This window comes from Congregibacter litoralis KT71, from assembly GCF_000153125.2.
Lineage (GTDB): Bacteria > Pseudomonadota > Gammaproteobacteria > Pseudomonadales > Halieaceae > Congregibacter > Congregibacter litoralis.
The window spans coordinates 2,351,306-2,373,987 of sequence record NZ_CM002299.1; the positions used below are offsets into that span (position 1 = coordinate 2,351,306).

Here is a 22,682-nt window from a genome sequence, read left to right on the forward strand (position 1 = left end):
AGCTATGTTGCGCTCGATCAAATTTTTGTCAGTCCGCCGCGACAAGGCGAAAGCGGTTCAAGCCATCCTCGTGCCTGACTTGCGCGAGCTGACCGACATAGTTTCCGGACACGAGCGCGTGCATCACGTCGGGATCATCGCTCACGGCTGCGCAGCGGCGTCCATCGGCGAGCTTACCCAGTGCAATGGCCCGCGTCGGCCCCTCCCTGGCATAGGTCACGGTATGCGCTTCGAGAAGGAATCCCCCCTCCCCTGCATCCACGAGTTCGACGAGGGGTAGCGCGTCGATGGCGGCCTGAAGCATCTCATCATCACCTGGAACCCACGGGCTGTCGCCGGGCTCCCGGGCATAGACACCCACCGCGTGCTTCGTGAGGTAACCCCCATTCGCCCACACGAGACCGGCGCCTCCGGGCGTCTCCCGAAGACGGTCCGCCATAGAGGCGATGCCGTGAAGACTGTAATTGTTACCCGGCCCTCCAAAGAGACTCAAACCCCCGGTCACGGTGACACCCCGGGGGTCGTCGGGCTGGATCCCCAGAGCGTCACAGCCCGCTTGTACCGCTGCCGGAAAACAGCTGTAAAGATCAAAGTGCGTGAGTTCCTCGACGTCCAACCCGCTTTGGGACAGGGCTCCATCGCAGGCCGCCTTCAATGCCGGAGATTCGCTGAGTTTCATCCGCTGCCCCAGATACCAGCTATCATGGGCCGACGCGGCGCCGCGTAGATAAATCCATCGCTCGGGGTCGATGTTAAGTTCCCGGGCCTTGCCCACGGTCGTAAGTACCACGGCCGCCGCCTGATCCACGGCCAACACGGCGTTCATCACCTTGGTGTAGGGATGACTGATCATGCGATTTCCACCGTCAGTGGACAGTACCGCGTCTGCAGAGAGGGCTTGATTCTTCCAGGCGTAGGGGTTCTCTGCCGCTACATGGCTCATGTCCGACACCAGCTTACCGAGCAGCGCCTGATGTTCATCGACGGAGAGACCCCGGGCATGAGCCTGGGCAGATTCAAACAGGGGATACGCATTAATGGGCTCGTAGAGGCCGTGAGCCTGCTCCGTCGGGGCGGTCATCACCGGCGTCTCACCCACCTGCAACGCCGTATCCTCCTGCCCCGTCGCCCAGTCGGGAAATCCATCACCGCCGCGAACGGCACCGAGGAACGTCGCCAGCAGTTCCACACCGCAGAGCAGGACCACGTCACCGTCACCCTGGCTCAGACGCCGTGCAAACTCATTCAGCAACTGCTGGGGGAGATTCCCACCCACATCGGAAGTGAACTGCGCAGCGCTGATGCCAAGGCGCTCGGCCAGTGCGGCGCCCGGATTCACGGGCATGGCCTCTGCAAATCCGGGCACCTGGTTCATGAGAAAGGGCACGTGCACGATACGGTCGATGGCGGCCAGCACCTGCTCTGACCCCGTGTTCGACAGTGCTTTGGTCCCTACGTCCTGCAGAGCGTCCACGGGAGTACGCGTGACGTCACGCTCGCGCCAGATCGCCTGACCAACGCCGATGATGATAGGTTGTGAGTCGCTGTTCATGATGTTTTTTCCAGATTGAAAGCCGCGGTTTTATATCACAGCACAGGGCGAAGCGCAGGGTCGCTCCAACGCTCTCGACCGTCGTAAACTTGCATGATGAAGAATAGGAGTCGATGGGTGTTTACAGCGTTTATCCCGCCCCTCGGGGGATCGGCCCCCGGCCGATTCCTGGTGACGCTCTGTCTCCTGGGTAATACCCTGGCGTGGAGTTCGGGAGCGCGCGCCTGGGGTGCCATGGGTCATGAGCTTGCCGGCACGCTCGCAGCACCCTACCTGAGCGCAAATGCGCGGGCGCAGATCGATGCGCTTCTCAAAGACGAGACCCTGGCATCCGCCTCAACCTGGGCCGACCGTATGCGTGGCGACCCCGATCCCTTCTGGCAGGAAGAAGCCGGCCCCTACCACTACGTCACCGTACCGGATGGTCAGAGCTACACCCAGGTCGGTGCGCCGCCCCAGGGAGACGGCTACACGGCGTTACAACAGTTCCGTAAGGATTTGAGAGACCCGACAACCCCGACCCGACGGAAACGTCTCGCCCTGCGCTTTGCCCTGCATATTGTGCAGGACCTCCAGCAACCCCTGCATGTCGGGAATGGACGGGATCGGGGCGGCAACCAGATCCGGGTGGCCATAAACGGGGAAACATCCAATTTGCACAGCGTCTGGGATCGCCAGCTTTTTGAAAGCACCGGGCGCAGCAAGGAGACCTGGCTCGACTATTTTCGCCGAGGCGATCTCCTGCGAGAGCCCAACCCAGCAGATAGCGACCCTCTCCTATGGATCCGGGAAAGCGCCGCCCTCCGGGAAACGCTGTATCCCGTCCCGACTGCCATCGACAGGGCTTACATCAAACAACAGCTTCCCCGGGCGGAGCAGCGACTCGCGCTGTCTGCCGTGCGCACGGCGGCTTGGTTAAACGCGACCTTTGACGGGGTGTCCGAGGCCCACGGTTACCGCGATGCCGCGCCGGCGCCCACGGTATCCGACCCGGAAGAAGCCTCCGAGGTAAAAAGCGCCTGGCGTCGCTGGCTGGAGCGTCTCTTCCGCTGAGAGTCCGGTAGGGCTCAGGCGGCAAAAAGCTCCTGCAGAAAGTTAGCAATCGCCACGGTGGAACGGGCATCCGCCAGTGGATGATAAACCGTGCCCATATCGGGATTGTTTGCCTGGGGATTGGTGAAAGCGTGAAGCGTGCCTCCATAAGCATGCACCTGCCAATCGGCACCCGCATCGCTCAATTCTTTTGCCAACGCCAGCATACTATCCGGGTCTGCCATGGGATCGTCATAACCATGAAGGCAGAGCACCTTGGCGGAAATGGTGACATCCCCCGTGTTCCCCGGCGGCGTGAACAGTCCGTGAATGGAAATGACGCCGGCTATGTCACTGCCTATGCGCGCAAGATCCAGGGCGCACAGACCACCAAAACAGTATCCCATGGAGGCACAGCGAGACGCGTCGACGGGGTCCAGGGATCGAAGCAGTTCAAGAGACGCTGTCATGCGTGCCTGGAGCTCCCCCCGGTCCTCGAGAAGCGGTGCCATGAGCGCACTGTTCTCTTCCGGCGATGAACCTCGGATACCCTTGCCATACATGTCGATGGCGAGACCTGCGTACCCCTGACGAGCTAGCCAACGAGCCTTGTCTTCTTCAAATTCGCTCCGTCCGCCCCAGGCATGCCCCACCATCACGCCGGGACGCGGTCCGCTGTGATCATCATCCCAGGCGAGAAAGGCCTCGTGGGTTTTGTCGCCCACCGAGTACTCGATGTATTTTTCCTGAATGGCCATACCGATTCCTCCTGTTAATGAGCCAAAGTGCGTAGCAAGTGTTCTTATCCGCCTGTAGCGGAGACCCGAAGCATGGGCCTGCCATCGTGTTTCGCAAGACCGTGGAGTTCGATCCCACTGTCACCGTGATAAAGATCCAGAAGATAGTGCAGAACGTCCTCGCTGATTCGCTGCCCGGGGACAAGCACGGGGATGCCCGGGGGATAAGGCACCAATTGATCAGCGCTTACGCGCCCCACGAGAGCGCGATTGATGCCGTGACTCTCATCGTTGAGGGGCAGATCCTCGCTGCTAGCGAAATAGGCCTCCCGGGGGCTTAGCTCCATAACACCCATGGCAGGGAGCACCCGTGGAGCCGGGGTATTCACAGATTTTGCGGGGATATCCCGGGCAAGACTGCGAAGGGCATTCAGTAATCGAAGAACCTTGCTCTGCGTCGTTCCCAGGGTGACCAGCACCGAGAGGGTATTGTGGGTAATCTTCTCCACCTGGATGGAGTATTTTTCGTAGAGCGCTTTTTGAAGCTCCCGGGCTCCGCATCCCCCCTGGCTCACGTCGATGGTGAGCTTTGTGGGATCGAGGCGCACGCCATCATCCCGCAATACCGCAGGCAACATGTCGTCAAGGCTGAGCACGCGGAATCGCCCCGTAGCCGCAATGCCGTCGCGCAACTCCCGAGCAAAGCCAATGCAGCGATCCAAACGGGAAAAGCCCTCCATGCTCATCTGTTTTCTGGCAACGTCCAGACTGGCAATAAGCCCGTACTGGGGGCTTGTGGAGGTATGCATGTTCAGGTGTTCTCGAAAGCGGGCCTCATCGAAGCGGGGATCTGCAACATGAATCATGCTTGCCTGGGAAAAAGCCGAGAGCATCTTGTGCGTGCTTTGGGTGACGTAGTCGGCACCGCTTTCCAGGGCGCAGGGTCGCAATTTGGGATGAAAATAACCGTGGGCGTACCAGGCCTCATCCACCAATACCTTCATGCCCGCCGCATGAGCACGCCGGATAATAGGCTCCAGATCATAGTAAAAACCATCGTAGCTGCAGGACGTGAGCACCAACAAAGCGGCGTCCGGATGGGCATCGATCGCCGCTTCGATACTCGCTTTACTGACGGGGCCGTAGAGGCCGTAAGTCTCGTTTACGCTCGCCGGTAGATACACCGGATCGACGCCGGACATGATGGCTGCGTGATGCACAGACTTGTGACAGGCCTGATCCACGAGCATCTTGCCGCCGTTTCCGAGGACGTGCTGCACGATGACTTTATTCGCCATGGAGGTGCCGTTCGTCACAAAAAAAGTGTGTTTCGCCCCAAAAGCATCCGAAGCGAGATCCTGAGCGGAGTGAATGACGTGGGAGGGCTCCAACAGGGAATCCAGTTCCTGCACCGACACGGACAGATCAGCATTAAAGACGTGCTCCCCCATCATGCGGTAGAAATCCGCCACCCAGGGACTTTCCCTCAAACCATCCCCGCTGGAATGTCCCGGTGTATGCCAGGCATCCCGGGCACCCTCCACATAGTCCCGCAGGGTATCGGCAAAGGGCGTGCTGGCCCGTTTTGCGATAGCACGGCGCAAGCGCCGCAGAAGGATTTCGGCGCGGGTATCATCGCGATCCACCAGCTCACAGCGCTCATCCGCTGATCGCTCTCCCGAGGAGACCGCTATGAAAATGTCGACTTCGCTGCGCAGACGCCGGAGCTTCGCAATAATGTTTGTGGTATCCGGCAGGCTCGCCGCGTCTAAAACCACGCACTGCAAGCTGCCGTCCCGCTCCGCCTGCTCAAGAAGCGCCTCACAGCGGGAGAGGCCCTCCAGGCTTAACAAAAAGCGCTGAGAGTCCTCACTTCCCCGGGCTTCGAGCTCGCAAAGGCGGGAGCACAAGAGGTCCCGCCACTGCTGATCTCCACTGAGAATCAACGCCCGGCATTCGGGTAAGGGATGATCAGCCACCGTCTGTGCTGCTCCCGGAAGTGTCGGAGTGCTCTTGGGAATAGGCCTCGGGGTCTATGCGGCGCATCTCCCCCTCGATCCAGGTCTCAACTTGCCTCATCAGGGCTTCGGGATCGCCGCCCGAGGCCTGGATGGGGGTACCGATGGAGACATCGATTTTTCCTGGAATAAAAGAAAAGGACCGGCGCGGCCAGCACTGGCCGGAGCTCACCGCAATGGGTATGAGCCAGGCGTCCGTCGCCACCGCCAGACGACTTGCGCCATTTTTGTAGTTGCCCTGCCCTCCCCGCGCACTGCGGGTTCCCTCGGGAAACATAATAATCCAGCGTCCCTTATCCATCAGATTGACACCGAACTGCGCCACCTTGTTCCAGGCCTCGGAGCGTTTACTGCGATCGATGGGCACCATTTCGAGACGCGCCATACACCAACCGAAAATGGGAATCCGAAGAAGCTCTCTCTTAAAAACGTAAGCGAGGTTATGCGGCATCATGCTGGGAAAGAAAAAGGTCTCCCAGGTAGATTGATGCTTTGACACGAGGATCACGCGGCGCATGTCGTCAGGTTCCGGTAGATTATCCGCTCCGTGAAGTTCGTAATCCACGCCCCCTATCCATCGCGCCGCGCCTATGACGCCGCGCAGCCAGGGCCGGGCGAAGTACGCCCACAGAGCGCCCGAGGAAAGAAACAGAGAAAAAACAACGAGACCAAGACCAATGGGGATAATGCTTATCACCATCCAGGCAAACACCAGCGACGAGCGGACAGCATTCATGCGGCTTGCTCTACACTTGAGGGCAGCACCGCGTCGAGAAACTCTGCAATGTTGTCAAAGGCCTCCTCGGCCTCTTCAAGTTCCGGCGTAAACATCTGCCAGACATGCACCATGTCGGGCCATGTCTGAAGCACCACCGGCGATTCCGCCGCCTGGGCCTTCGCCACATAGCGCCGCGCATCATCCAGGAGCATTTCTGTGTCACTCGCCTGGACAAGAATCGGGGGTAGATTCGCCAGGGAGCCGCGCAGCGGCGAAATACGGGGATCGGCGGGCAGCATCCGCGACGTGGCCCAGGTGTACCAAAGGAGAAAAATATCCGGAACCTTTGCGAGGGTTCCGAAGGCCGGTCCGAGCATGGCATCGCTGGCGATGTTATGGCGGAGACTGGGCGCGTCAAGCACTGCGTCCGTCGCGGGCGATAAGGCGATGCCGGCATCTGCCTGGCGCAAATTCTGATCCCGCACCCAGGACAAAAGCGAGAGGGTCAGGTTGCCGCCGGCTGAGTCCCCGGCCACCACCAGCGTTTCTGCGGGTGAACGACCGTCGGGACCATTTTCCAGAATCCATCGGTACGCCCGTCGGCAGTCCTCGATACCATCGATGCGCTTATGCTCGGGCATGAGGCGATAATCCAGAGCAAAGACCGACGCACCAGTGAGGCGCGCAAGGCGGTCGGTGATGGGTCGATGACTCAGGGGGCTGCCGGCAATAAATGCGCCACCATGGAGGTACAGAATCCGCCGCCCGCTATCGTGCTCGGGCGCCAAAACCCACTCACCGCGCAGATCCGGTGTGGACAGTGCCAGAAACTCACTCTCGTAGTTGCGCTCCGCGCCCATCTTATCCATAAAGCCACGAATGGCTTGAACACGCTGACGACCGCGGCCATGAGCGCCTTCGCCAAACTCCCTCAGGGATGCGAGCACTTTCTCCATGGCCTCACTGGGCGGCCTTCTGCCTGGCTCGGGAACGGGCTGATCGAGATAAGACAGGTTCTCCCCTCGAAGCACGATGTAGGAAAACATGACGAAGGCCACGACCGTGATAACAAGCCAAAACATAAATCTAACTCCCGAGAATCGCTCAAGGGCGTGATTATCCCAGATACCGGTAGCCCTGAACCACCAAATCCGGCGCTATAATGGGGATTGACCGTTAATCCGTCTATCAAAGACGGACCTGCAGGGAACTTCCGTAAAAGCCTAGGGATGACAAAAGACGACCCACAGAAGAAACCCAAACTCGGCGTCAAGTCAAAGGCGGCTATTCGTCGTGAGCTGGAGCAGGCCACGGAGAAGTTTCTGAAAGTGGGTGGTCAGGTCAACAACGTGCCCCGCGGTGCCAGTGCCTGGGAGCCCGGTACACGGCCCGCACCCTCCCGACCGCTGTTTACGGAACCTCCCAGCGAGCGCACCCCCGTACCCGAGGTGGTAGCAACGATCGAGGCGCGAAGAGAATCCCTGAAAGGATCCAGAAAGCCCGGCTCAAAAACCGGACGGCGGCGGTCCCGAAAACAGGTGATCTATGACGATTTTGGTGAACCTCTGAGACACGTCTGGGTAGAGGAGTAAGACGGCGGGGCCGCAGCCCGCCCCTGGACAAAAGGTGAACTGCCAGGCACAGGACTGCGTAAGCACAGCATCAGATTCAGAGTTCACAGTCCCCATGATCAGTCTTAAAGAAACCATCCGAGTCCAGCGCCCCGTCGAGGAGTGCTTCGATTACACCGCAGACTTCCGTACCACGCCGGAATGGGACGCCACAGCTTTTAAAGCCCGCAAAATCAGCGATGGCCCCGTCGGGCTGGGCACACAGTTCAAAGTGCGCTGCAGCCTGCCCCTGGGATCCATCGAGCTTCTCTATACCATCACGGAGTTTGAAGCGCCGAACATGGTCACCCTGCAGGCAGAGAGCTGGCTGTTCTCCGCGGTGGACACCATCTACTTTGCAGAAGACGACGGTCAGACCCGCATCGATTACCACGCAGACTTCAGTTACAAAATGCCCCTCGCCGCCCTGGAGGGTGTACTGAAGTCCGGGATGGTGCGCATGGGCAAAAGTGCCCTACGTGGTCTCAAGCGTGCGCTGGACGACAGCAACGAAGCTCCCGAAATATCTTCGGGCAGCGCCACCGCGGACCGGCTCCTCTGGCCCGGCCTGGCCATGTTCAGTAAGTGGGGTTACCGCCGGGGTAAAAAACACTGGGATCCCATGAGCGCCTCGCTCAAGGGGCAGAGGATTATCGTCACGGGCGCCACCTCCGGTCTGGGATTAGCCACGGCACGGGATCTGGCGGAACGCGGCGCGGAGTTGATACTGGTCATGCGAAACCGCGAGCGTGGCGAAGCGGTGGTCAGGGAATTAAAGGCCGAAACGGGGAACATGGCGATACGTCAGGAGCTGGCGGATCTCTCCATCATGGCCGACGTCGACGCCCTCGCTGACCGACTCCTGAAAGCCGGCGAGCCCATCAATGTTCTGGTAAACAATGCGGGGGCTCTTTTCAATGACTGGGGTACCACACCCGAAGGCCTGGAGCAGAGCTTCGCACTTCTCCTTCTCAGCCCCTGGCGCCTGACGCGAGCGCTCAAACCCCTGCTGCAAGCCGCCGGCGATGCCCGCGTGGTGAACGTGGTCTCCGGAGGCATGTACTCCCAGAAGCTTCGCGTGGATCGTCTTCAGGCGATCCCGGATAACTACTCGGGCGCCACAGCCTACGCGCGCTGCAAACGGGCACTCACGGTGGTTACGGAAGAGTGGGCCGAGAGCTGGGCCAGGGACGGTATCGTCGTCAACGCGATGCATCCCGGCTGGGCTGATACGCCGGGAGTGGAGTCATCCCTCCCCGCTTTCCACTCCCTGACCCGCTTTATTCTGCGAACCCCGGAGGAAGGCGCGGACACCATTATCTGGCTCGCAGCTGCCTCCGAGGCCGCCAAGGTCACGGGCAAGCTCTTTCTTGATCGCGAGCCACGCACAACGCATCTCCTGGCACGAACCCGGGAAGATGTATCTGAGCGGGAAAAGCTCATGGCGTTTCTCGAAGACTTTACCCTCGAAGACAGCATGGCTGCCTGAATGGGTCCACGCCCCTAGGCAAAAGCAATGAGCGCCAGGGTGCCGTAGCCCACAAGAAGGGCCGCGGCGATGAGACCGGCGGTTTTCCAGTTCATCAGGCCGCCGCTGCCGCAGACGGTCCATCCAGGAGTAATGCCGCAAGGGCTGCGCGATGCCAGGCGGCGTCACCCCAAAGCAACTGGCTGTGCTTCTGCCGTTTGAAGTACAGGTGCACATAACATTCCCAGGTGAAACCGATGCCGCCGTGCATCTGAACGGTTCTGCCCGCGGCGAAGGCTGCTGTATCGCTCGCCGAGGACTTCGCCATGTGCGCCAGCTCCCGGGCGCGCTCGGGCTCATGATCGATAGCGCAGGCTGCGCTGTACAGCAGTGACTTGCTCTCATCGATGGCAATCATGACGTTGACCAGATCGTGTTTGACGGCCTGGAAAAAGCCCAGGGATCGATCGAACTGCTTGCGCTGCTGGGCGTATTCCACCGTCGTCTGCAAAAGCCACTCAGCGGCGCCGACCATATCTGCGCTGAGCAACATCCACAGGGTAGGCAATGCGGCGTCCCAGGCTGCAGCGCCATGGGTCTCAATTCGATCGGCAGCGACGCCGTCAAAGGACACTCGCGCCTGATCCCGGGTGAGATCGATGATGGCGTCCTGCCTCACCTCAACGCCATCGCTGGCAAGTTTTACCCAGAACAGCGTGGGTTCGCCCTCGTCCGTGGCGACGACCAGAACGCTATCGCATTTGCCGGCGTCCTGAACAAAAGAAGCCGTACCCATCAGCTTGCCATCCACCACCTTTACGGCACCGGGAACAGCGCTACCGGCGGGGTCCATCACGGCAATCGTTGCTGCGCAGCCGCCGGCTACTTCTGCCAGGGCCGCTTCCCCGGCCTGACCGCAGTGACTTAAAACGGCCGTGGCCTGCAGAGTTGTCAAAAGGGGTGAGGGAAACGCGGCGCGCCCGTTTTCTTCAAGAAGCGCTGCCACGGCAACCCAGGGCATGCCCACACCACCGGCGCTCTCCGGGACCGCCAGGGAGGTCCACCCCAGTGCCACCATTTCGTCCCATAGTTCTTTTCGCCATTTCACTTCCGGCGCCCGCTCGGGCACGTAGGCATCCGCGACAAGCGCATGAAGCTGGTCCACGGGCAGTTTTTCTGCAAAAAACCGGCGGGCGCCATCTTTCAGCATCCCCGCCTCTTCCTCAAATCCGTAATTCTTTGGTTGTGCCACAAAAATCTCCTTCAGAGGCCGGCAAGTCTATTTAGACTTGGCTAGTCCCAGGACGCGTTCGCCCAGAATATTGCGCTGAATTTCGCTGGTACCCGCGGCAATGGTCATGCCGTAGGAGTTCATATAAGCCAGAGGCCATTGACCCCGCGCCGGCGCATTCTCATCCGCCAGGTACAGACTCGCCGCAGGTCCTTCCACCTCAAGAGCCAATGCGGCCGTGTCCTGGGCGATTTCTGACGCCAGAAGCTTGTTCTGCAAGGGCAGCCGCATGGGATGATCGATCAGTGCCGGCACCCGGGATCGGCGCTGGTGCTCCTTGAGGGCCTCTTCACGAATAAGCTGTCGCACCATGCGATCTCGCAGCAGGGGATCGTCGGACGCCTGCTGTGCCCCCCTAGGGGTTTTTGTCGCCAGATCCATGACGTTTCGCGAACTGATGGACAGAGAGCTTTCGCTCTTCAGACCGCCGGCACGGGGGGTCACCAACTCCCCGGCGCCCCGCTCATGCAGCAGGGTTGTCATCGCTACCTGCCAGCCCTTGCCCAGCTCGTCCAGGCGAAAACTGTCGTCTACCTCGAGGTTTTCGAAGAGCACCTCGTTGAAACCGGTCTCGCCAGTCATTTTAATCAGGGGCTTTACCGTGACCCCCTTGCCCAGCGCAGAAGCAATGGGCACAACAAAGTAAGACAGGCCCTCGTACTTGTGGCCTTTATCCGTGCGCAAAAGAATGATCATCCACTCGGCAAAGTGCGCCAGGCTGGTCCAGACCTTGTGGCCGTTAATGATCCACTTGTCGCCCTTGGGTTCTGCAAAGGTCTGGACATTCGCGAGATCAGAGCCCGCGCCGGGCTCACTGAATCCCTGACACCAGATATCCTCACCGGAAAATAATCGCGGCAACAGTTGCTGTTTAAGCGCTTCCTTCCCGTGATGGAACACAGTGGGCGCGGCCATACCCAGGCCGATGACATTGGGATAATAGGGCGTTCGTGCCGCCACCAGTTCCTCATTGGCCACGCGCTGGCAGTCCTTGCGCCCACCGCCACCCACTTCCTTCGGATAGTCACAGCCCACAAGCCCCGCGTCGTAAGCGGACTTCTGCCAGCTTTGAAGATAGGCCATCTGCTCAGGAGTCATAATCTCCAGGGGCGACAGGGGCAAGCGTACCGTCGGCTCTCCCGGGTGATTATCTGCGATCCAGGCTTTACAGTAGCGACGAAACTCCGCCTGCTCCGCCGTGTCTTTGCGTTCACTGTCTGACATGCGTTTTTCCTTATCTCAATGCGTCCAATGCGTCCTGCGCAACTCACGCTGCATTTATTGTCCCGCTTATCTGCGGTAGTTAAGTGCCGGCGCCCGGTCCCCTAATAGCGCCTCGTAGTCGAAGTCGTCGCCGCGACGCTCGGCAAACTCGGCTTTCGCGGCTTCGCGCAAAGCCTCGTCCGTGTATAACTTAACGGCGGCGCTGCTCAGGGCACGGGCCGCAAGATCGGCGCCTTTAAATCCGATCGACGAACCCGCAGCGGCAACGGCCTGCCAGCTGTGGCCGGCGGTGCCGGGCACGTAGGTGGCGGTCGTCAGACCGACCGTCGGCACTGCAATGGAGACATCGCCCACATCCGTGGAGCCATAGCTCAGGGACAGGCTGTAGGGCTGTATTTCTTCCTGGGAGCCCAGTTCACGCTTCGGGTTATCAAAGCTTTCGTATATTTCTTTCGCGAAGCGGTTTTCCTGGGCGCTATATGTGATGCCACCGATCTCGCGCATGGTGGCATCCATCATTTTGTGTAGCGTTTCATTCACCAGCACAGGGTAGTTTCCGTGAATGATCTCCACCTCCAGCTCCGTGCCCGTGCCTTCCGCCGCCCCTCGCGCTGCGGCTTCCATGCGCTCCCACAAGGACCGTACGGTGTTGGCCTCGGGATGTCGCAGGTAATAAAAGACTTCCGCGTAATCGGGAACCACGTTGGGCGCGTTACCTCCGGAGGTAATAACATAGTGAATCCGGGTTTGCTGGGGCACGTGCTCACGCATCATATTGACCATGTAATTCATAGCTTCTACCGCATCCAGGGCTGAGCGCCCGCGCTCCGGCGCACCTGCAGCGTGGGCAGACACACCACGAAAGCGAAACTTTGCCGAGCGATTGGCAAGGGTCGTGGCCGCCGCCGCTGAATTCTTGTCCGAGGGATGCCAGTGCATGGCAAAATCCACATCATCAAAGAGACCGGCGCGAACCATGTAAACCTTGCCACTGCCGCCCTCTTCGGCGGGGGTGCCGTAGAAGCGAATCGTACCGGGCGTGCCGGTGCTATCCAGCCACTCTTTGACGGCAATGGCGGCAGCCGCAGAACCTGCGCCAAAGAGATTGTGTCCACAGGCATGACCCGCTGATTTTTCTTCAAGAAGACTTCGCGTGGGTACAGAATCCTGGGTAATCCCCGGCAATGCATCAAACTCACCGAGGATCGCGAGAACGGGGCCACCGTCGCCGTAGCTGGCTACGAAGGCCGTGGGAATGTCCGCAACGCCGCTTTCAATCGCAAAGCCTGCTGCGGCCAATTGCTCCTGCAGGAGTGCGCTGCTACGCGTTTCCTGATAGCCCACCTCGGCAAACTCCCAGAGGGAGCGCGCCGTTTCGGCTGTTTGCTCGTAGTTGGCGTTAAGCCAGTCAAGGTGCGCTGACTCCTGGGCAACCGTGACACAACTCGCGGTGCCAAGTAGCGTGGCTAGGACTAGTTTTCGCATACATTTTCTCCCTGTTGGTATTCTTCTTGGCGTGCTGTCGCCGTCACTGACCGTCGGTTCATACGCTCGTGACATCATTCATTGGGGGATCACGTTGATCCTGAGCCTTCTGCATAACAGCGATGAAGCTCGCTCATGATCAACGCGATCCCCGCTTCGATGGTTTCGCGATCCCCGGCATAGGATATTCGCAAACACTCCCTGCTGTGAGACCAGTCTTCACCGGTGCCGATAAAAAACTCATTGCCCGGCAGGACGATGACGCCCCGGGCTTTCAAGCGCTCGTAGAGGGTGAAGCTGTCGATCGGCAAACCCTCACACCACAGCCACAGAAAAAAGGCGCCCTCGGGCCGGTGAATCCATACGGGCAAGTTGCCCCGCCCCGCTTCAACGGCTCTCACGGCCAGTTGCTGTCGCTCCCTATAATAGGGCTGTATTTCCTGGCGACACAGGGCCATCAGCGAGCCGTCGTCGAGCATACCGCGGAGGAGCTGCGGCCCCAGGGTGCCACAGGCAAGACTGACCACGGTGTTGGCGCGGGCAAACGCCTGGGCGATATCGGGATGGGCGATAACAATGCCACTGCGCACCCCCGGCAGCCCCAGCTTGGAGAGACTGAGCATCAGGATGCCCTGCTCCGACCAGGACGCGCTTGCGGAGGGTTCTATGAGACCCGGAAAAGGATGACCGTAGGCTCCATCAATAATCAGGGGAATATCCCCTGCCCGGGCAAGTGCCTCGAGGAGCGCAACTTCTTCATCGGAAATCACATTGCCCGTGGGATTACTGGGACGGGAAACACAGAGCGCCGCGGCTGAGGAAGACACGGTCAGGGCCTCCCCGTCTACGTGGTACTTGAACTGTCCGCCATCTAGGCGCTCAATCCGAGGCCTCGTCGCGGAGAAAAAATTCTCACTGAGCCCGATGTCCCGGTAACCCACGTACTCGGGACACAGGGGCAGATGTATCTGGCGCTCGACCCCATCGGATCCCCGGCCCGCAAACAGGTTGTAAAGCACGAAAAACGCAGACTGGCTCCCATTGGCGAGGGCGATGTGCTCAGGTCCGACCGACCAGCCGTATTCCCGTGTCAAAAACCGCGCCAGCTCCCGGCGAAAAACCCGGTCTCCCTGGGGCTCCTGATAAATACCCAGCAACTGGTGACGTCGCTCTCTATCTGACGCCAGCGCTGTGAGACGCGCTGCAAAGGTGGCTTCCACGGACTCGATGCGACCGGGATTGCCACCGCCCATAAACAGCAGCGTAGGATCATCGCTCAGGGCAGCACCGAGGTCGTCCATGAGACCGCTGATGCCGCTGTTGGCAGCAAATTTTTCGCCGAAGCTGGAAAGTCGCATTGCGTGAGTGTACCTAAGGCCTCGTTACGGCCTAATAGTGCGGTGGCTTTTCTACGACGCTCTCGCCGGAGCTCGGACCGTCATTCTCGTTTTCCCGCAGGGCCCGCAGTTGCTCGCCGAGTAAGGTGACCTGGCGCTGCAGGAGCAGAATATCCTGCTGCTGCGTGGCAAGGGCATCGTTGAGCCGCTGCACGCTATCGTTCTGAAACGCCAGTTCTGCCTGAAGCTTAGCGATATCGGCTGCCGTTTGATCGTCGTCCACGGGGTTCACCAAATTACAAAGCGCTGTACCCTACACTGCCCCCCAAGGCAGGAGCAATGTTCATGAGTCGAGGCGCACAAGGCAAATCCCGCACCGTGTACAGCACGGACAAAGGCCGCCTTTGTCCCGACTGTGGCGTGGTGAAGGCTGACTGTCGCTGCAGGCTTTTAAAAGCTGCTGCGCCCGCAGGTGACGGCGTGGTACGCATCAAACGGGAAACCAAGGGTCGGGGCGGTAAAGCCGTGACCCTGGTGACGGGCCTCCCCGACGACGCGGCTACTTTGAAAAAACGGGCCAAGGTTCTCAAACAGCGCTGTGGCGTCGGCGGGGCCATCAAAGATGGGGTCATTGAGATCCAGGGCGACCAGCGCGAGATCATCAAAAGCATGCTTGAAGCCGAGGGATTAACGGTAAAACTTGCGGGCGGCTGAAGCCACGCCCCATTATTGGTTAATTTTTGATCAATCTCCCACGAAAATCACGCTCCGAACCGGGTTTTTGGCGTCAAACAGTGAAAAACAGTGAAAAACAGTGCCATTTAGCACCAATATACAAAAATAAGATAAATAAAATGCTCTAAACCCCTAATTTATATTGGATATTTAAAAATGGTGTGGTAAAAATGGAGCCATGGTGGAGAAAGTACCGCCTAAATACCGGTTGTTCCGGATGCTCCCGCCACAGGAGAGCGTCAGTCGCGTTGGGACGGGATGGGGACCAACCGGTAATAGCATGCAAACCGGTGACGAAATGCCAAAGAGCATTCGCGCCATGTTCCTGCGAGGAGCCTGCTATCTATGTACATCACGGCTGAACACCTGCGCGAGCAGGTCATCAAACCCACCCTTGAATATCTCGGCGAGTGGTCATCGGAGGCGGAGCGAGAGCTGCTGGCGGCAGCGCTGCGAAAAACCGAGGGGGGAATGTTCTCCCGACGGGAGCGCGGTCTGGGATTGTTTCAGATCACCTCGAACCAGCATCGGGATCTTTGGGATCGCTACCTGGCTTTCCGTCCCGACATCGCAAGCCGGGTCCGCGGGCTGGCAAGTCAACGGGCTTTTCTGAGCAATCCCGACAGCGAGTTGCAGACCAACCTCAGCTATTGCACGGCCATTGCCTGGCTGCTGTATCAGCAGGCACGGGTCCATAGTGACTGGCAGGATACAAGCACCCTGGGTGCCGTGGCAGGTTCAGCGGTCGCCGCTCACGCCTGAGCGCAGTTCCCGCTCCCAGCGACGCAGATCGTCGGGCGTATCGATGTCGTAAAGCATCGGCAACTCTGATGTGCCTAAGCCTGCCGAGCGCACACGCATCCTCGTAACTTCAAGCACCGCGTCGCTGCCCCAGGGCACGCCCGTCAGCATGTTCGCGGAGACTCTGCGGCAAGCAATAAGCACAAAGCCTCCGTCCTCCGCCGGCCCCAGCACGACGTCAGCACACTCAAGAGCATCAAAGGCTGCTTCCAGATAGTCCACCGACAGCACCGGGCAGTCACTGCCCACCAGCACCACCGCGTCCGCGCGCGTTAACCCATCACGGAGCGCGGCATGCATCCGCTCCCCAAGATCCTTTCCCTGCTGCAAAAAAGGTCCTTGCATGCCGAGGGCCAACGCCCGCGAGAGCACGTCATGCTCCCCCGCCCTGTCCAACCACAATTCCGCCACGCCGAGGGCAGACTGCGTCAATGTTGCCGCTGTGCTAAGGAGCAGGCGCTCGTGAACGGCACAGGATTCCGTCGCGCTAAGCTCGGTCTGGAGCCGTGTTTTTACCCGGCCCGGTTCAGGGTATCGGGCAAACTGCTGGAGAAGACAGGGAGAAGCGGTCACCTCATTGCCCGCCCGGGGAACCCTTCAGGGCATGCTTCCCGTAGTAATGCCGCCAGAGACGGTGCGGTGAGACGCCGGCAAAGAACGCCAGGCGCAGGGCCCACATACGGAAGATCGTCCGCCACAGACCCTTTTCATCCCAGCGCCGACCACTGGAATCTACCACCAGGGGCAGCATCCCGCCGGGAGCGTGGCGACGAAGGCGCTTACACAGCTCCACGTCTTCCATAAGCGGCATCGCGGCGAAGCCTCCAAGAACTTCAAAAAGCTCCCGCTCCACAATCAACAACTGATCACCCGTGGCGATGCGCGTGACCCCGGAGCGGCGGTTCATAAACGCGCTCACCATTGCCAGCCCCGAGGAGCGGCCCTGCAGGGCAATACGACAGAACCCCCAACGAACATCACCGGCAAGCACGGCCCGCAATGCATTCGTGTCAAACCGGGGCTGCGTATCGGCGTGAAGAAACGCCAACCAGTGATTTTTTGCACAGGCAGCCCCCAGATTCATCTGCCGCGCCCGACCGGCCTCCCCAAGGAGTACCAGGTCCGCATTCATGAGAGCGAGAGAAACGCTACCGTCACGGCTGCCACCATCGACGACAATGAGCTCAGCATCGCCGAACTCACGGCGCAAACGGGAGAGTAGTTCGGGCAGCCTCGCGCCCTCATTCACCACGGGGATCACAAAGCTCAGCGATGACGGCGAATCAGTCAATCGGCGCGGGGCTGGCTACACCCATCAGCTGGGTCTTTTCTCCCAGGCGATAATCAAAGACCACACTGTAAGCCAACACGGCTTTTACGTAGTCGCGGGTTTCACGATAGGGAATAGTCTCGATCCAGGCGTCCAGAGGAAGGTCCTCGCGCAACCAGTTTTTCACACGGTTCGGACCGGCGTTATAGGCCGCAAGTGCTACGGCACGATTACCATCAAAACGTTCCAGGAGTTGCGCGTAATACGCGCTGCCCAGGGTGATGTTGTATTCGATGTTATCCAGAGCCTTGGTGCTCGCGGGAACCCCGACTTTCCGTGCCACGGATCGCCCCGTTGCAGGCATCAGTTGCATAAGGCCCCTCGCGCCCACGGGAGACCTCGCCGTCGGAGAAAACGCACTCTCCCGGCGCGCAATGGCCATCAGCTCACTGACCGGCAGGGACTGGGCCGCCGCCCGCTGGTAAAAGTCGTCCACAAAGGCCAGGGGAAAGCGCAGATCGAGGGCATTCCAATGCTGTCCCGCATTCGCAGCGTCAATGCTCAAGCGGTGCCAGCCCTGCTCTTTGGCAATATTAGCCAGGGCGAGTTGCTGACGCTCATCGAGACGCCTCAGCGCATAGGTCCACTCAGATTCAGCGAGCCTGTTCTCCCCAAGGACGTTAAGCTCATGAACACGCCACAGAGAATCTGTAGTCCACGCCGGCAGATCCGAGATCGGCACAGCGTTCCCTGCCCCCGCCCTGTCCTGATAACTGTAGGGCAGACCCAGTTTGTCAGCGCTGAGAAACCCATAATAACTACGCTCCTGAGCCACAGCTGCATAGAGCAGTTCGGCGTCCGTCACGAGGCCCTGGGCTTCCAGGGAACGCGCATACCAGTAGCGCCAGGTGCCCTCTTCCTGCGCTGCCTGGCTGAGGGATATAAACTGTCGATCAATGGCGACCCAGTCCTGCTCCGCAATTGCCCAACGCAGGCGCAGGGTGGTGAGCTTGTCATCCGCCCACCGGGAAAGCCCTTCGTCCGCCCAGTCCCTGATGGCCTCATCCAGTTCCAGGAGGCCGCGGAAGGCGATGGCCGAGACCACACGCCTGTGCTGCGCTTCGTCAAGGATCGTCTCATCAAGGGCCTGGAGCTGCCTGAGTGCGCGCGCGGGGTCGTAGCGCGAGAGGCGTTCCAAACCGAGGGTGATCACCTCCGCTTTCTGCGGATGATCAAGCCCTGCCGCCAGATCAACGCTGCGCTGGGGTTGACGGTAGCTGTGTCGCAAGATGCCCAGGGCAGGCTGCAGCTCTTCGCTACCCAGAGACGCTATGTACCGCAGCAAGCCTCCCTCGCGAGCCGCGAAGACAAGCTTGGCCCTTTGCCAGACCAGGGTGTCGTCGAGTCCTCCCGCCGCCTGCCAGAGTTTGAAGAGGGGGTCACAGGCATCGTCAACAGAGCTGGGAGACACCCAGAGATTGCTGGCCAGTGCCCAGGCCTCCTCTTTGGCATCTCTCGCCCGTTTTGCCCGCGCGTAGTAGCAGCGAAGATTTTCACTGCGGGGCTCCCGCGTCGCCGCCTCAAGATAATCCCCCCAGCGCCGACGCTTCCCCGTCGTGCTCAGATAACTGCCGAGGTAGCGAACACCGAGGGGACTGTGGCTTTCCGCTGCAACGAACTTACGGGCCTGGCTCCCGGGCGTCATGGTAAGCCGTCGCATGAGGCGCTCGTAATCCAGATACGGCCCCAGGGGGTAGCCGTCGAGCTTTTTTCGCTCGCGATCAAAGGCGGACCAGTTCCCCGCGTCCAGCATTTCCCGGGCGCGGAGAAAACCCTCGCGATCCGCTACGAGGGCGGAAGCTTCTGCCGAGGGATTGAATGCCGCCTCGTCGACCCCGGCGTGCGCCGGAGCCATGGTGGAGGTCGAAAGCAGAAACAGCAGTAACGATAAAGCTGCCCATGGAGGAATTTCACATGCCGATGGCGGTAAACTTCGGTCATCCACAGACAGATATCGGTGAACAACGGTGAACAGTTTGGAGATGCTCCCGGGGGAAGACCTGCGCCCGACAGCAAGAGACCAATGGCGGCTGCAACGCGTGATGATGGTAGTCATGCTCCTGTTGATCTGCGTTTGTCTGAGTGATTCGGCAGCGGCTCAGCGCAGAACCGATACTATCACTCTCTACAACGGTGACCGAATTACCGGTGAAATAAAATCGATGCTCGGGGGCCGCCTGAGCTTTAAAACGGATGCCATGGGCACCCTGGACGTCGAATGGCAGGAAGTAGCCAGCATCGATTCAAACTTTAACTACGAACTGCGTCTTGATAACGGCCAACGCTTCTTCGGCAGCGTTAAACCCGGATCATTGCCCGGTACGGTATCCCTTGAGGATGTTTTTGGGACAAAGAATTTCGGCTGGCAGGAAGTTGTCGAGATCCGTCCTGTGGAAGAGAGCTTCGTGGATCGCATTGATATCTACGTGGCGGCGAATTATGCCTTTACCAAAGCCAGCGGCGTGGCGCAGACGGAGTTTCGTACGGATATCTCCTACGAAGATGAGGAATCCCTCAATGCCCTCACGAGTCGCATAACCATCTCCGATACGGACGATGACTCCACCTCCAGTTCCCGCATCAATCTTTCACGCAAAGTGTGGACGGACCGCGCGGCAAATTTCCGTCTGGTTTTCGGGGGCCACGAGACTAACGATGAACTGGGCCTTGATTATCGTATCTCCCTGGGAGCAGGCCTGGGACGCTACTTTTTGGAAAGTCCTCGAAGCGAACTCATCGGCAGCATGTCCGTGCAGGGGCTGGAAGAACGGAGCATTGGCGGCGACACCCAGGAAAGCATCGAGGGGGTGCTCACCCTGGGCTACTCACGCTGGCGCTATGACAGCCCGGAGCTGAAGCTCAAGCTTGACGCCTCGCTCTATCCTTCGCTGACGGAAAACGGTCGTATGCGTGCTGATACCAGCGCTACCCTGCGATGGGAACTGGTGAGCGATCTCTTCTGGGACTTCAGCGCCTGGGGGAGTTTTGACAACTCTACGGTAGACATCGACGCCGCCGGAGAATTTGACTGGGGTGTTACCACCGGCGTCGGCTGGAGCTTCTAATCAGCGGATACGCCCGCCCACGGAAATACTCGTGCGCATACGTGGCTGACCCCAGCCGCCGTAACCGCCGTAATAGCCACCGCCGTAACCGGTGGACACGCCAACACTGCCGTAGACGTGAGGATCATCACAAGCACTGAGGGATAACACCGTGCCCGCGATCACCGCCAGGCCAAGACCGCGGAGTGCGCGACCTTGCCGTCTACGAGCTTTTCGTGACTTGGCCATGTCAAATATCCTCTATGAGGGGCTGATCATTGCCCCAGGTTTGCAAAGCCACGGGAGCGCCCGAGGGACCGGCAATGACCGCCACATGGCCGCCTGCGGGACGCGCCACCGCCGACACCAGCACCTCCCCACCCAGCGCCGGCACCCTGGCCAGCAACAGCTCCAATCGCGCCAGGGTTTCCACCCGAAGATAGGGCATCCACAGGGAAGGCATATCGTCCTGGGGCAGGCTACGAATGCCGCCGCGTGTCAGTTTACCGCTGCGTAGCAGTCGATACTCAATGGCATCGGCCCCGGCGACCCCCTCGCTGTCTCCAGCACTGGTATCGAGATTTCCCAGCCTGGCGTAAAAGTCCGCGGCGTCCACCACATCCGCGGTCCACAACTCATGCCACAGAAATGCGCCCTCAGGGGGCAGGAGTTCCTCATCAACAGGATCGCCCGTCACGGTGGTCAAGGTGGCAAAATGCGCGCCCTGAGCATCGGCGAAAACGGCGATGGTGCCGCGATCGCCGATGGATACGGGCTCACGGAGAACCTGGCCGCCCTCTTCCCTGACGATCGTGACAGCCACATCCGGGTCTGCCACGGAGAGCACCGACATCCATTGCGAGATGTCGCGCTGCGCGGCAAGTCCCGACTGATCCACCATACCCGCAATGGGTTTGCCGTCCAGGGAGATGACCCAATAGCTGGCGCCGAGGAGTTCCAGGGAGCGGAACTCCCAGCCAAACAGTTCGCCATAAAAAGCTTCGGTTCCGGCGGGATCGTCGGAGATCAGATCGTGCCAGATAAATTTGCCGGCGCGGCGCTCACCGTCAGTCTCGCTGGCCACCGGAGGCAGGTTGTACTGAATAGCTGAGCAGGCAGTGAGCACAAGCCCAAAACCAAACAAAAACAGTCGATGCACAGGTGCAGCTCTCTCAGACCATGGGCATCACAGTATAACTGGGACTGTCGAGTAATGGCGGCGAACACGCGCATTCGGTAATCTTGCGCCCTTCGCCGATCCTTACTACCAATAACTCCCAGAGCTGACCTATGCACCTAGCCCGCTTTCCCCGTTTGCACTTCGCCCATCTCCCCACCCCCCTGGAACCCATGAAAAATCTTTCCAAAGCCCTGGGGGGACCGAATATCTGGATTAAGCGCGACGACTGCACCGGTCTTGCGGGTGGGGGTAACAAAACCCGGAAACTTGAGTTCCTCATGGCCGATGCACAGCAACAGGGCGCGGATACCATCATTACCCAGGGCGCAACGCAGTCAAACCACGTGCGCCAAACCGCGGCGATCGCAGCAAAGCTGGGCATGCATTGCGAGGTGGTCCTGGAAGACCGGACCGGAAGCACCATCGACGACTACAACTACAACGGTAATGTGCTTCTGGATGAACTGTTCGAAGCCGCCATCAGCCGCGTTCCCGGCGGCACGGATATGAACGAGGCCATGGACGATCTTGCCCACAGGCTCACAAGTGATGGCAAAAAGCCATACATCATCCCCGGCGGCGGCTCCAACCCCATCGGCGCCCTGGGCTATGTTCACTGCGCCATGGAGTTGCTCTATCAGGCGGACGTTCAAGGCCTGGCAATGGATCTGGTGCTGCACGGCACAGGCAGTGCGGGCACCCAGGCAGGTCTTGTCGCCGGTTTTGCCGGGAGCAACAGCCAGGTCCCGGTACTTGGGATCGGCGTCCGGGCGCCTAAAGAAAAACAGGAGGACAACGTTTTTTTACTGGCAGAGCGCACCGCCGAATTACTCGGGATACCGGGTGCCGTTCAGCGTAAACACGTGGAGGCAAATTGCGACTATGTGGGTGAAGGCTACGGCATACCTACCGAGGGCACCATCGAGGCCATCGAGATCTTTGCCCGCACCGAGAGCATTCTCCTGGACCCCGTCTATTCCGGAAAAGGTGCTGCAGGTCTTGTTGATCTTGTTCGTAAAGGGCATTTCCAAAAAGATCAGAACATCGTGTTTATACACACGGGGGGCGCCCAGGCACTGTTTGCCTATCGCGACGCCTTTGGCTACGGCAATCGCTAAGG

22 protein-coding genes are annotated in these 22,682 nt (G+C 59.7%); 7 read left to right on the plus strand and 15 right to left on the minus strand.

Going from position 1 to position 22,682, the window contains the following annotated elements:
* Positions 1–28 precede the first annotated feature (28 nt).
* Positions 29–1,552 carry an acetyl-CoA acetyltransferase gene (locus tag KT71_RS10820; RefSeq protein WP_008295367.1) on the minus strand — a complete coding sequence of 508 codons (1,524 nt, stop codon included), beginning with the start codon at positions 1,550–1,552 and terminating at the stop codon, positions 29–31.
* Between the two features lie 117 nt (positions 1,553–1,669).
* Here KT71_RS10820 and KT71_RS10825 point away from each other — a divergent pair, with 117 nt between their 5' ends.
* Positions 1,670–2,605, plus strand: coding sequence for a S1/P1 nuclease (locus KT71_RS10825; protein ID WP_023659611.1), 936 nt, complete (start codon positions 1,670–1,672; stop codon positions 2,603–2,605).
* A gap of 14 nt (positions 2,606–2,619) precedes the next feature.
* On the opposite strand, the gene KT71_RS10830 is transcribed toward KT71_RS10825, so the two are convergent.
* From KT71_RS10830 to KT71_RS10845, 4 genes are read right to left on the minus strand one after another with little or no spacing between them, the layout of a single operon-like run.
* Complete coding sequence (locus tag KT71_RS10830; protein ID WP_008295365.1) at positions 2,620–3,342, minus strand: dienelactone hydrolase family protein; 723 nt, start codon at positions 3,340–3,342, stop codon at positions 2,620–2,622.
* 44 nt (positions 3,343–3,386) lie between these two features.
* A complete protein-coding gene (locus tag KT71_RS10835) occupies positions 3,387–5,300 on the minus strand; it encodes an aminotransferase class I/II-fold pyridoxal phosphate-dependent enzyme (RefSeq protein ID WP_008295364.1) in 1,914 nt (637 codons plus the stop codon).
* Entirely contained in the window at positions 5,293–6,075 is a 783-nt protein-coding gene (locus KT71_RS10840) for a lysophospholipid acyltransferase family protein (RefSeq protein WP_008295363.1), read from the minus strand. The genes KT71_RS10835 and KT71_RS10840 overlap by 8 nt, the downstream gene beginning before the upstream one ends.
* Positions 6,072–7,139, minus strand: coding sequence for an alpha/beta hydrolase (locus KT71_RS10845; protein ID WP_008295362.1), 1,068 nt, complete (start codon positions 7,137–7,139; stop codon positions 6,072–6,074). Before KT71_RS10845 ends, KT71_RS10840 begins: the two co-directional genes overlap by 4 nt.
* A gap of 147 nt (positions 7,140–7,286) precedes the next feature.
* Here KT71_RS10845 and KT71_RS10850 point away from each other — a divergent pair, with 147 nt between their 5' ends.
* Together KT71_RS10850 and KT71_RS10855 are read left to right on the plus strand one after the other, a co-directional pair.
* Positions 7,287–7,649: a hypothetical protein gene (locus KT71_RS10850; RefSeq protein WP_008295361.1), complete on the plus strand. Its 363-nt coding sequence runs from the start codon at positions 7,287–7,289 to the stop codon at positions 7,647–7,649.
* Positions 7,650–7,743: 94 nt separating this feature from the next.
* Positions 7,744–9,156 carry an SDR family NAD(P)-dependent oxidoreductase gene (locus tag KT71_RS10855; RefSeq protein ID WP_008295360.1) on the plus strand — a complete coding sequence of 471 codons (1,413 nt, stop codon included), beginning with the start codon at positions 7,744–7,746 and terminating at the stop codon, positions 9,154–9,156.
* A 94-nt stretch (positions 9,157–9,250) separates the two neighbouring features.
* On the opposite strand, the gene KT71_RS10860 is transcribed toward KT71_RS10855, so the two are convergent.
* The 5 genes from KT71_RS10860 to KT71_RS10880 form a co-directional block, all read right to left on the minus strand.
* Positions 9,251–10,387: an acyl-CoA dehydrogenase family protein gene (locus tag KT71_RS10860; protein ID WP_023659612.1), complete on the minus strand. Its 1,137-nt coding sequence runs from the start codon at positions 10,385–10,387 to the stop codon at positions 9,251–9,253.
* A 27-nt stretch (positions 10,388–10,414) separates the two neighbouring features.
* Entirely contained in the window at positions 10,415–11,650 is a 1,236-nt protein-coding gene (locus tag KT71_RS10865; protein WP_008295357.1) for an acyl-CoA dehydrogenase family protein, read from the minus strand.
* A gap of 66 nt (positions 11,651–11,716) precedes the next feature.
* Positions 11,717–13,135, minus strand: a complete 1,419-nt coding sequence (locus tag KT71_RS10870) for an amidohydrolase (protein WP_008295356.1) — start codon at positions 13,133–13,135, stop codon at positions 11,717–11,719.
* Between the two features lie 89 nt (positions 13,136–13,224).
* Entirely contained in the window at positions 13,225–14,493 is a 1,269-nt protein-coding gene (locus KT71_RS10875) for a valine--pyruvate transaminase (RefSeq protein ID WP_008295355.1), read from the minus strand.
* A 31-nt stretch (positions 14,494–14,524) separates the two neighbouring features.
* On the minus strand, positions 14,525–14,755 hold the full coding sequence (locus KT71_RS10880; protein ID WP_202962349.1) for a SlyX family protein: 231 nt from the start codon (positions 14,753–14,755) through the stop codon (positions 14,525–14,527).
* Between the two features lie 56 nt (positions 14,756–14,811).
* Between KT71_RS10880 and KT71_RS10885 the strand changes: the two genes are divergently transcribed.
* Positions 14,812–15,186, plus strand: coding sequence for a translation initiation factor Sui1 (locus tag KT71_RS10885; protein ID WP_008295353.1), 375 nt, complete (start codon positions 14,812–14,814; stop codon positions 15,184–15,186).
* Positions 15,187–15,552: 366 nt separating this feature from the next.
* A complete protein-coding gene (locus tag KT71_RS10890; protein ID WP_008295352.1) occupies positions 15,553–15,969 on the plus strand; it encodes a hypothetical protein in 417 nt (138 codons plus the stop codon).
* On the opposite strand, the gene KT71_RS10895 is transcribed toward KT71_RS10890, so the two are convergent.
* Genes KT71_RS10895 through KT71_RS10905 form a run of 3 tightly spaced genes read right to left on the minus strand, consistent with a single transcriptional unit; the run spans position 15,946 to position 19,193 of the window.
* Entirely contained in the window at positions 15,946–16,581 is a 636-nt protein-coding gene (locus tag KT71_RS10895) for a TIGR04282 family arsenosugar biosynthesis glycosyltransferase (RefSeq protein ID WP_008295351.1), read from the minus strand. The two genes, KT71_RS10890 and KT71_RS10895, sit on opposite strands and share 24 nt — an antisense overlap.
* A 1-nt stretch (position 16,582) precedes the next feature.
* Complete coding sequence (locus tag KT71_RS10900) at positions 16,583–17,299, minus strand: TIGR04283 family arsenosugar biosynthesis glycosyltransferase (protein WP_040362302.1); 717 nt, start codon at positions 17,297–17,299, stop codon at positions 16,583–16,585.
* Positions 17,292–19,193 (minus strand): transglycosylase SLT domain-containing protein, encoded by a 1,902-nt coding sequence (locus tag KT71_RS10905; RefSeq protein ID WP_008295349.1) that lies wholly within the window; start codon positions 19,191–19,193, stop codon positions 17,292–17,294. The genes KT71_RS10900 and KT71_RS10905 overlap by 8 nt, the downstream gene beginning before the upstream one ends.
* 112 nt (positions 19,194–19,305) lie before the next feature.
* On the opposite strand from KT71_RS10905, the gene KT71_RS10910 reads away from it, so the two are divergent.
* Positions 19,306–20,403, plus strand: coding sequence for a DUF481 domain-containing protein (locus tag KT71_RS10910; RefSeq protein ID WP_238549415.1), 1,098 nt, complete (start codon positions 19,306–19,308; stop codon positions 20,401–20,403).
* Here KT71_RS10910 and KT71_RS10915 read toward each other — a convergent pair whose 3' ends face one another.
* Positions 20,404–20,631: a hypothetical protein gene (locus KT71_RS10915; protein ID WP_008295347.1), complete on the minus strand. Its 228-nt coding sequence runs from the start codon at positions 20,629–20,631 to the stop codon at positions 20,404–20,406.
* A gap of 1 nt (position 20,632) precedes the next feature.
* Complete coding sequence (locus KT71_RS10920) at positions 20,633–21,541, minus strand: VOC family protein (RefSeq protein WP_008295346.1); 909 nt, start codon at positions 21,539–21,541, stop codon at positions 20,633–20,635.
* 131 nt (positions 21,542–21,672) lie between these two features.
* Here KT71_RS10920 and cuyA point away from each other — a divergent pair, with 131 nt between their 5' ends.
* Positions 21,673–22,680, plus strand: a complete 1,008-nt coding sequence (gene cuyA, locus KT71_RS10925) for a D-cysteate sulfo-lyase (protein WP_008295345.1) — start codon at positions 21,673–21,675, stop codon at positions 22,678–22,680.
* Positions 22,681–22,682: the final 2 nt, after the last annotated feature.

Excerpts from the sequence above, each read along its gene's own strand:
- KT71_RS10865 (WP_008295357.1), bottom strand. The coding sequence starts at position 11,650 with ATGTCAGACAGTGAACGCAAAGACACGGCGGAGCAGGCGGAGTTTCGT.
- KT71_RS10850 (WP_008295361.1), top strand. The coding sequence starts at position 7,287 with ATGACAAAAGACGACCCACAGAAGAAACCCAAACTCGGCGTCAAGTCA.
- KT71_RS10830 (WP_008295365.1), bottom strand. The coding sequence starts at position 3,342 with ATGGCCATTCAGGAAAAATACATCGAGTACTCGGTGGGCGACAAAACC.
- KT71_RS10905 (WP_008295349.1), bottom strand. The coding sequence starts at position 19,193 with ATGGCTCCGGCGCACGCCGGGGTCGACGAGGCGGCATTCAATCCCTCG.
- KT71_RS10855 (WP_008295360.1), top strand. The coding sequence starts at position 7,744 with ATGATCAGTCTTAAAGAAACCATCCGAGTCCAGCGCCCCGTCGAGGAG.
- KT71_RS10890 (WP_008295352.1), top strand. The coding sequence starts at position 15,553 with ATGTACATCACGGCTGAACACCTGCGCGAGCAGGTCATCAAACCCACC.
- KT71_RS10840 (WP_008295363.1), bottom strand. The coding sequence starts at position 6,075 with ATGAATGCTGTCCGCTCGTCGCTGGTGTTTGCCTGGATGGTGATAAGC.
- KT71_RS10845 (WP_008295362.1), bottom strand. The coding sequence starts at position 7,139 with ATGTTTTGGCTTGTTATCACGGTCGTGGCCTTCGTCATGTTTTCCTAC.
- KT71_RS10875 (WP_008295355.1), bottom strand. The coding sequence starts at position 14,493 with ATGCGACTTTCCAGCTTCGGCGAAAAATTTGCTGCCAACAGCGGCATC.
- KT71_RS10870 (WP_008295356.1), bottom strand. The coding sequence starts at position 13,135 with ATGCGAAAACTAGTCCTAGCCACGCTACTTGGCACCGCGAGTTGTGTC.
- KT71_RS10820 (WP_008295367.1), bottom strand. The coding sequence starts at position 1,552 with ATGAACAGCGACTCACAACCTATCATCATCGGCGTTGGTCAGGCGATC.
- KT71_RS10885 (WP_008295353.1), top strand. The coding sequence starts at position 14,812 with ATGTTCATGAGTCGAGGCGCACAAGGCAAATCCCGCACCGTGTACAGC.
- cuyA (WP_008295345.1), top strand. The coding sequence starts at position 21,673 with ATGCACCTAGCCCGCTTTCCCCGTTTGCACTTCGCCCATCTCCCCACC.
- KT71_RS10915 (WP_008295347.1), bottom strand. The coding sequence starts at position 20,631 with ATGGCCAAGTCACGAAAAGCTCGTAGACGGCAAGGTCGCGCACTCCGC.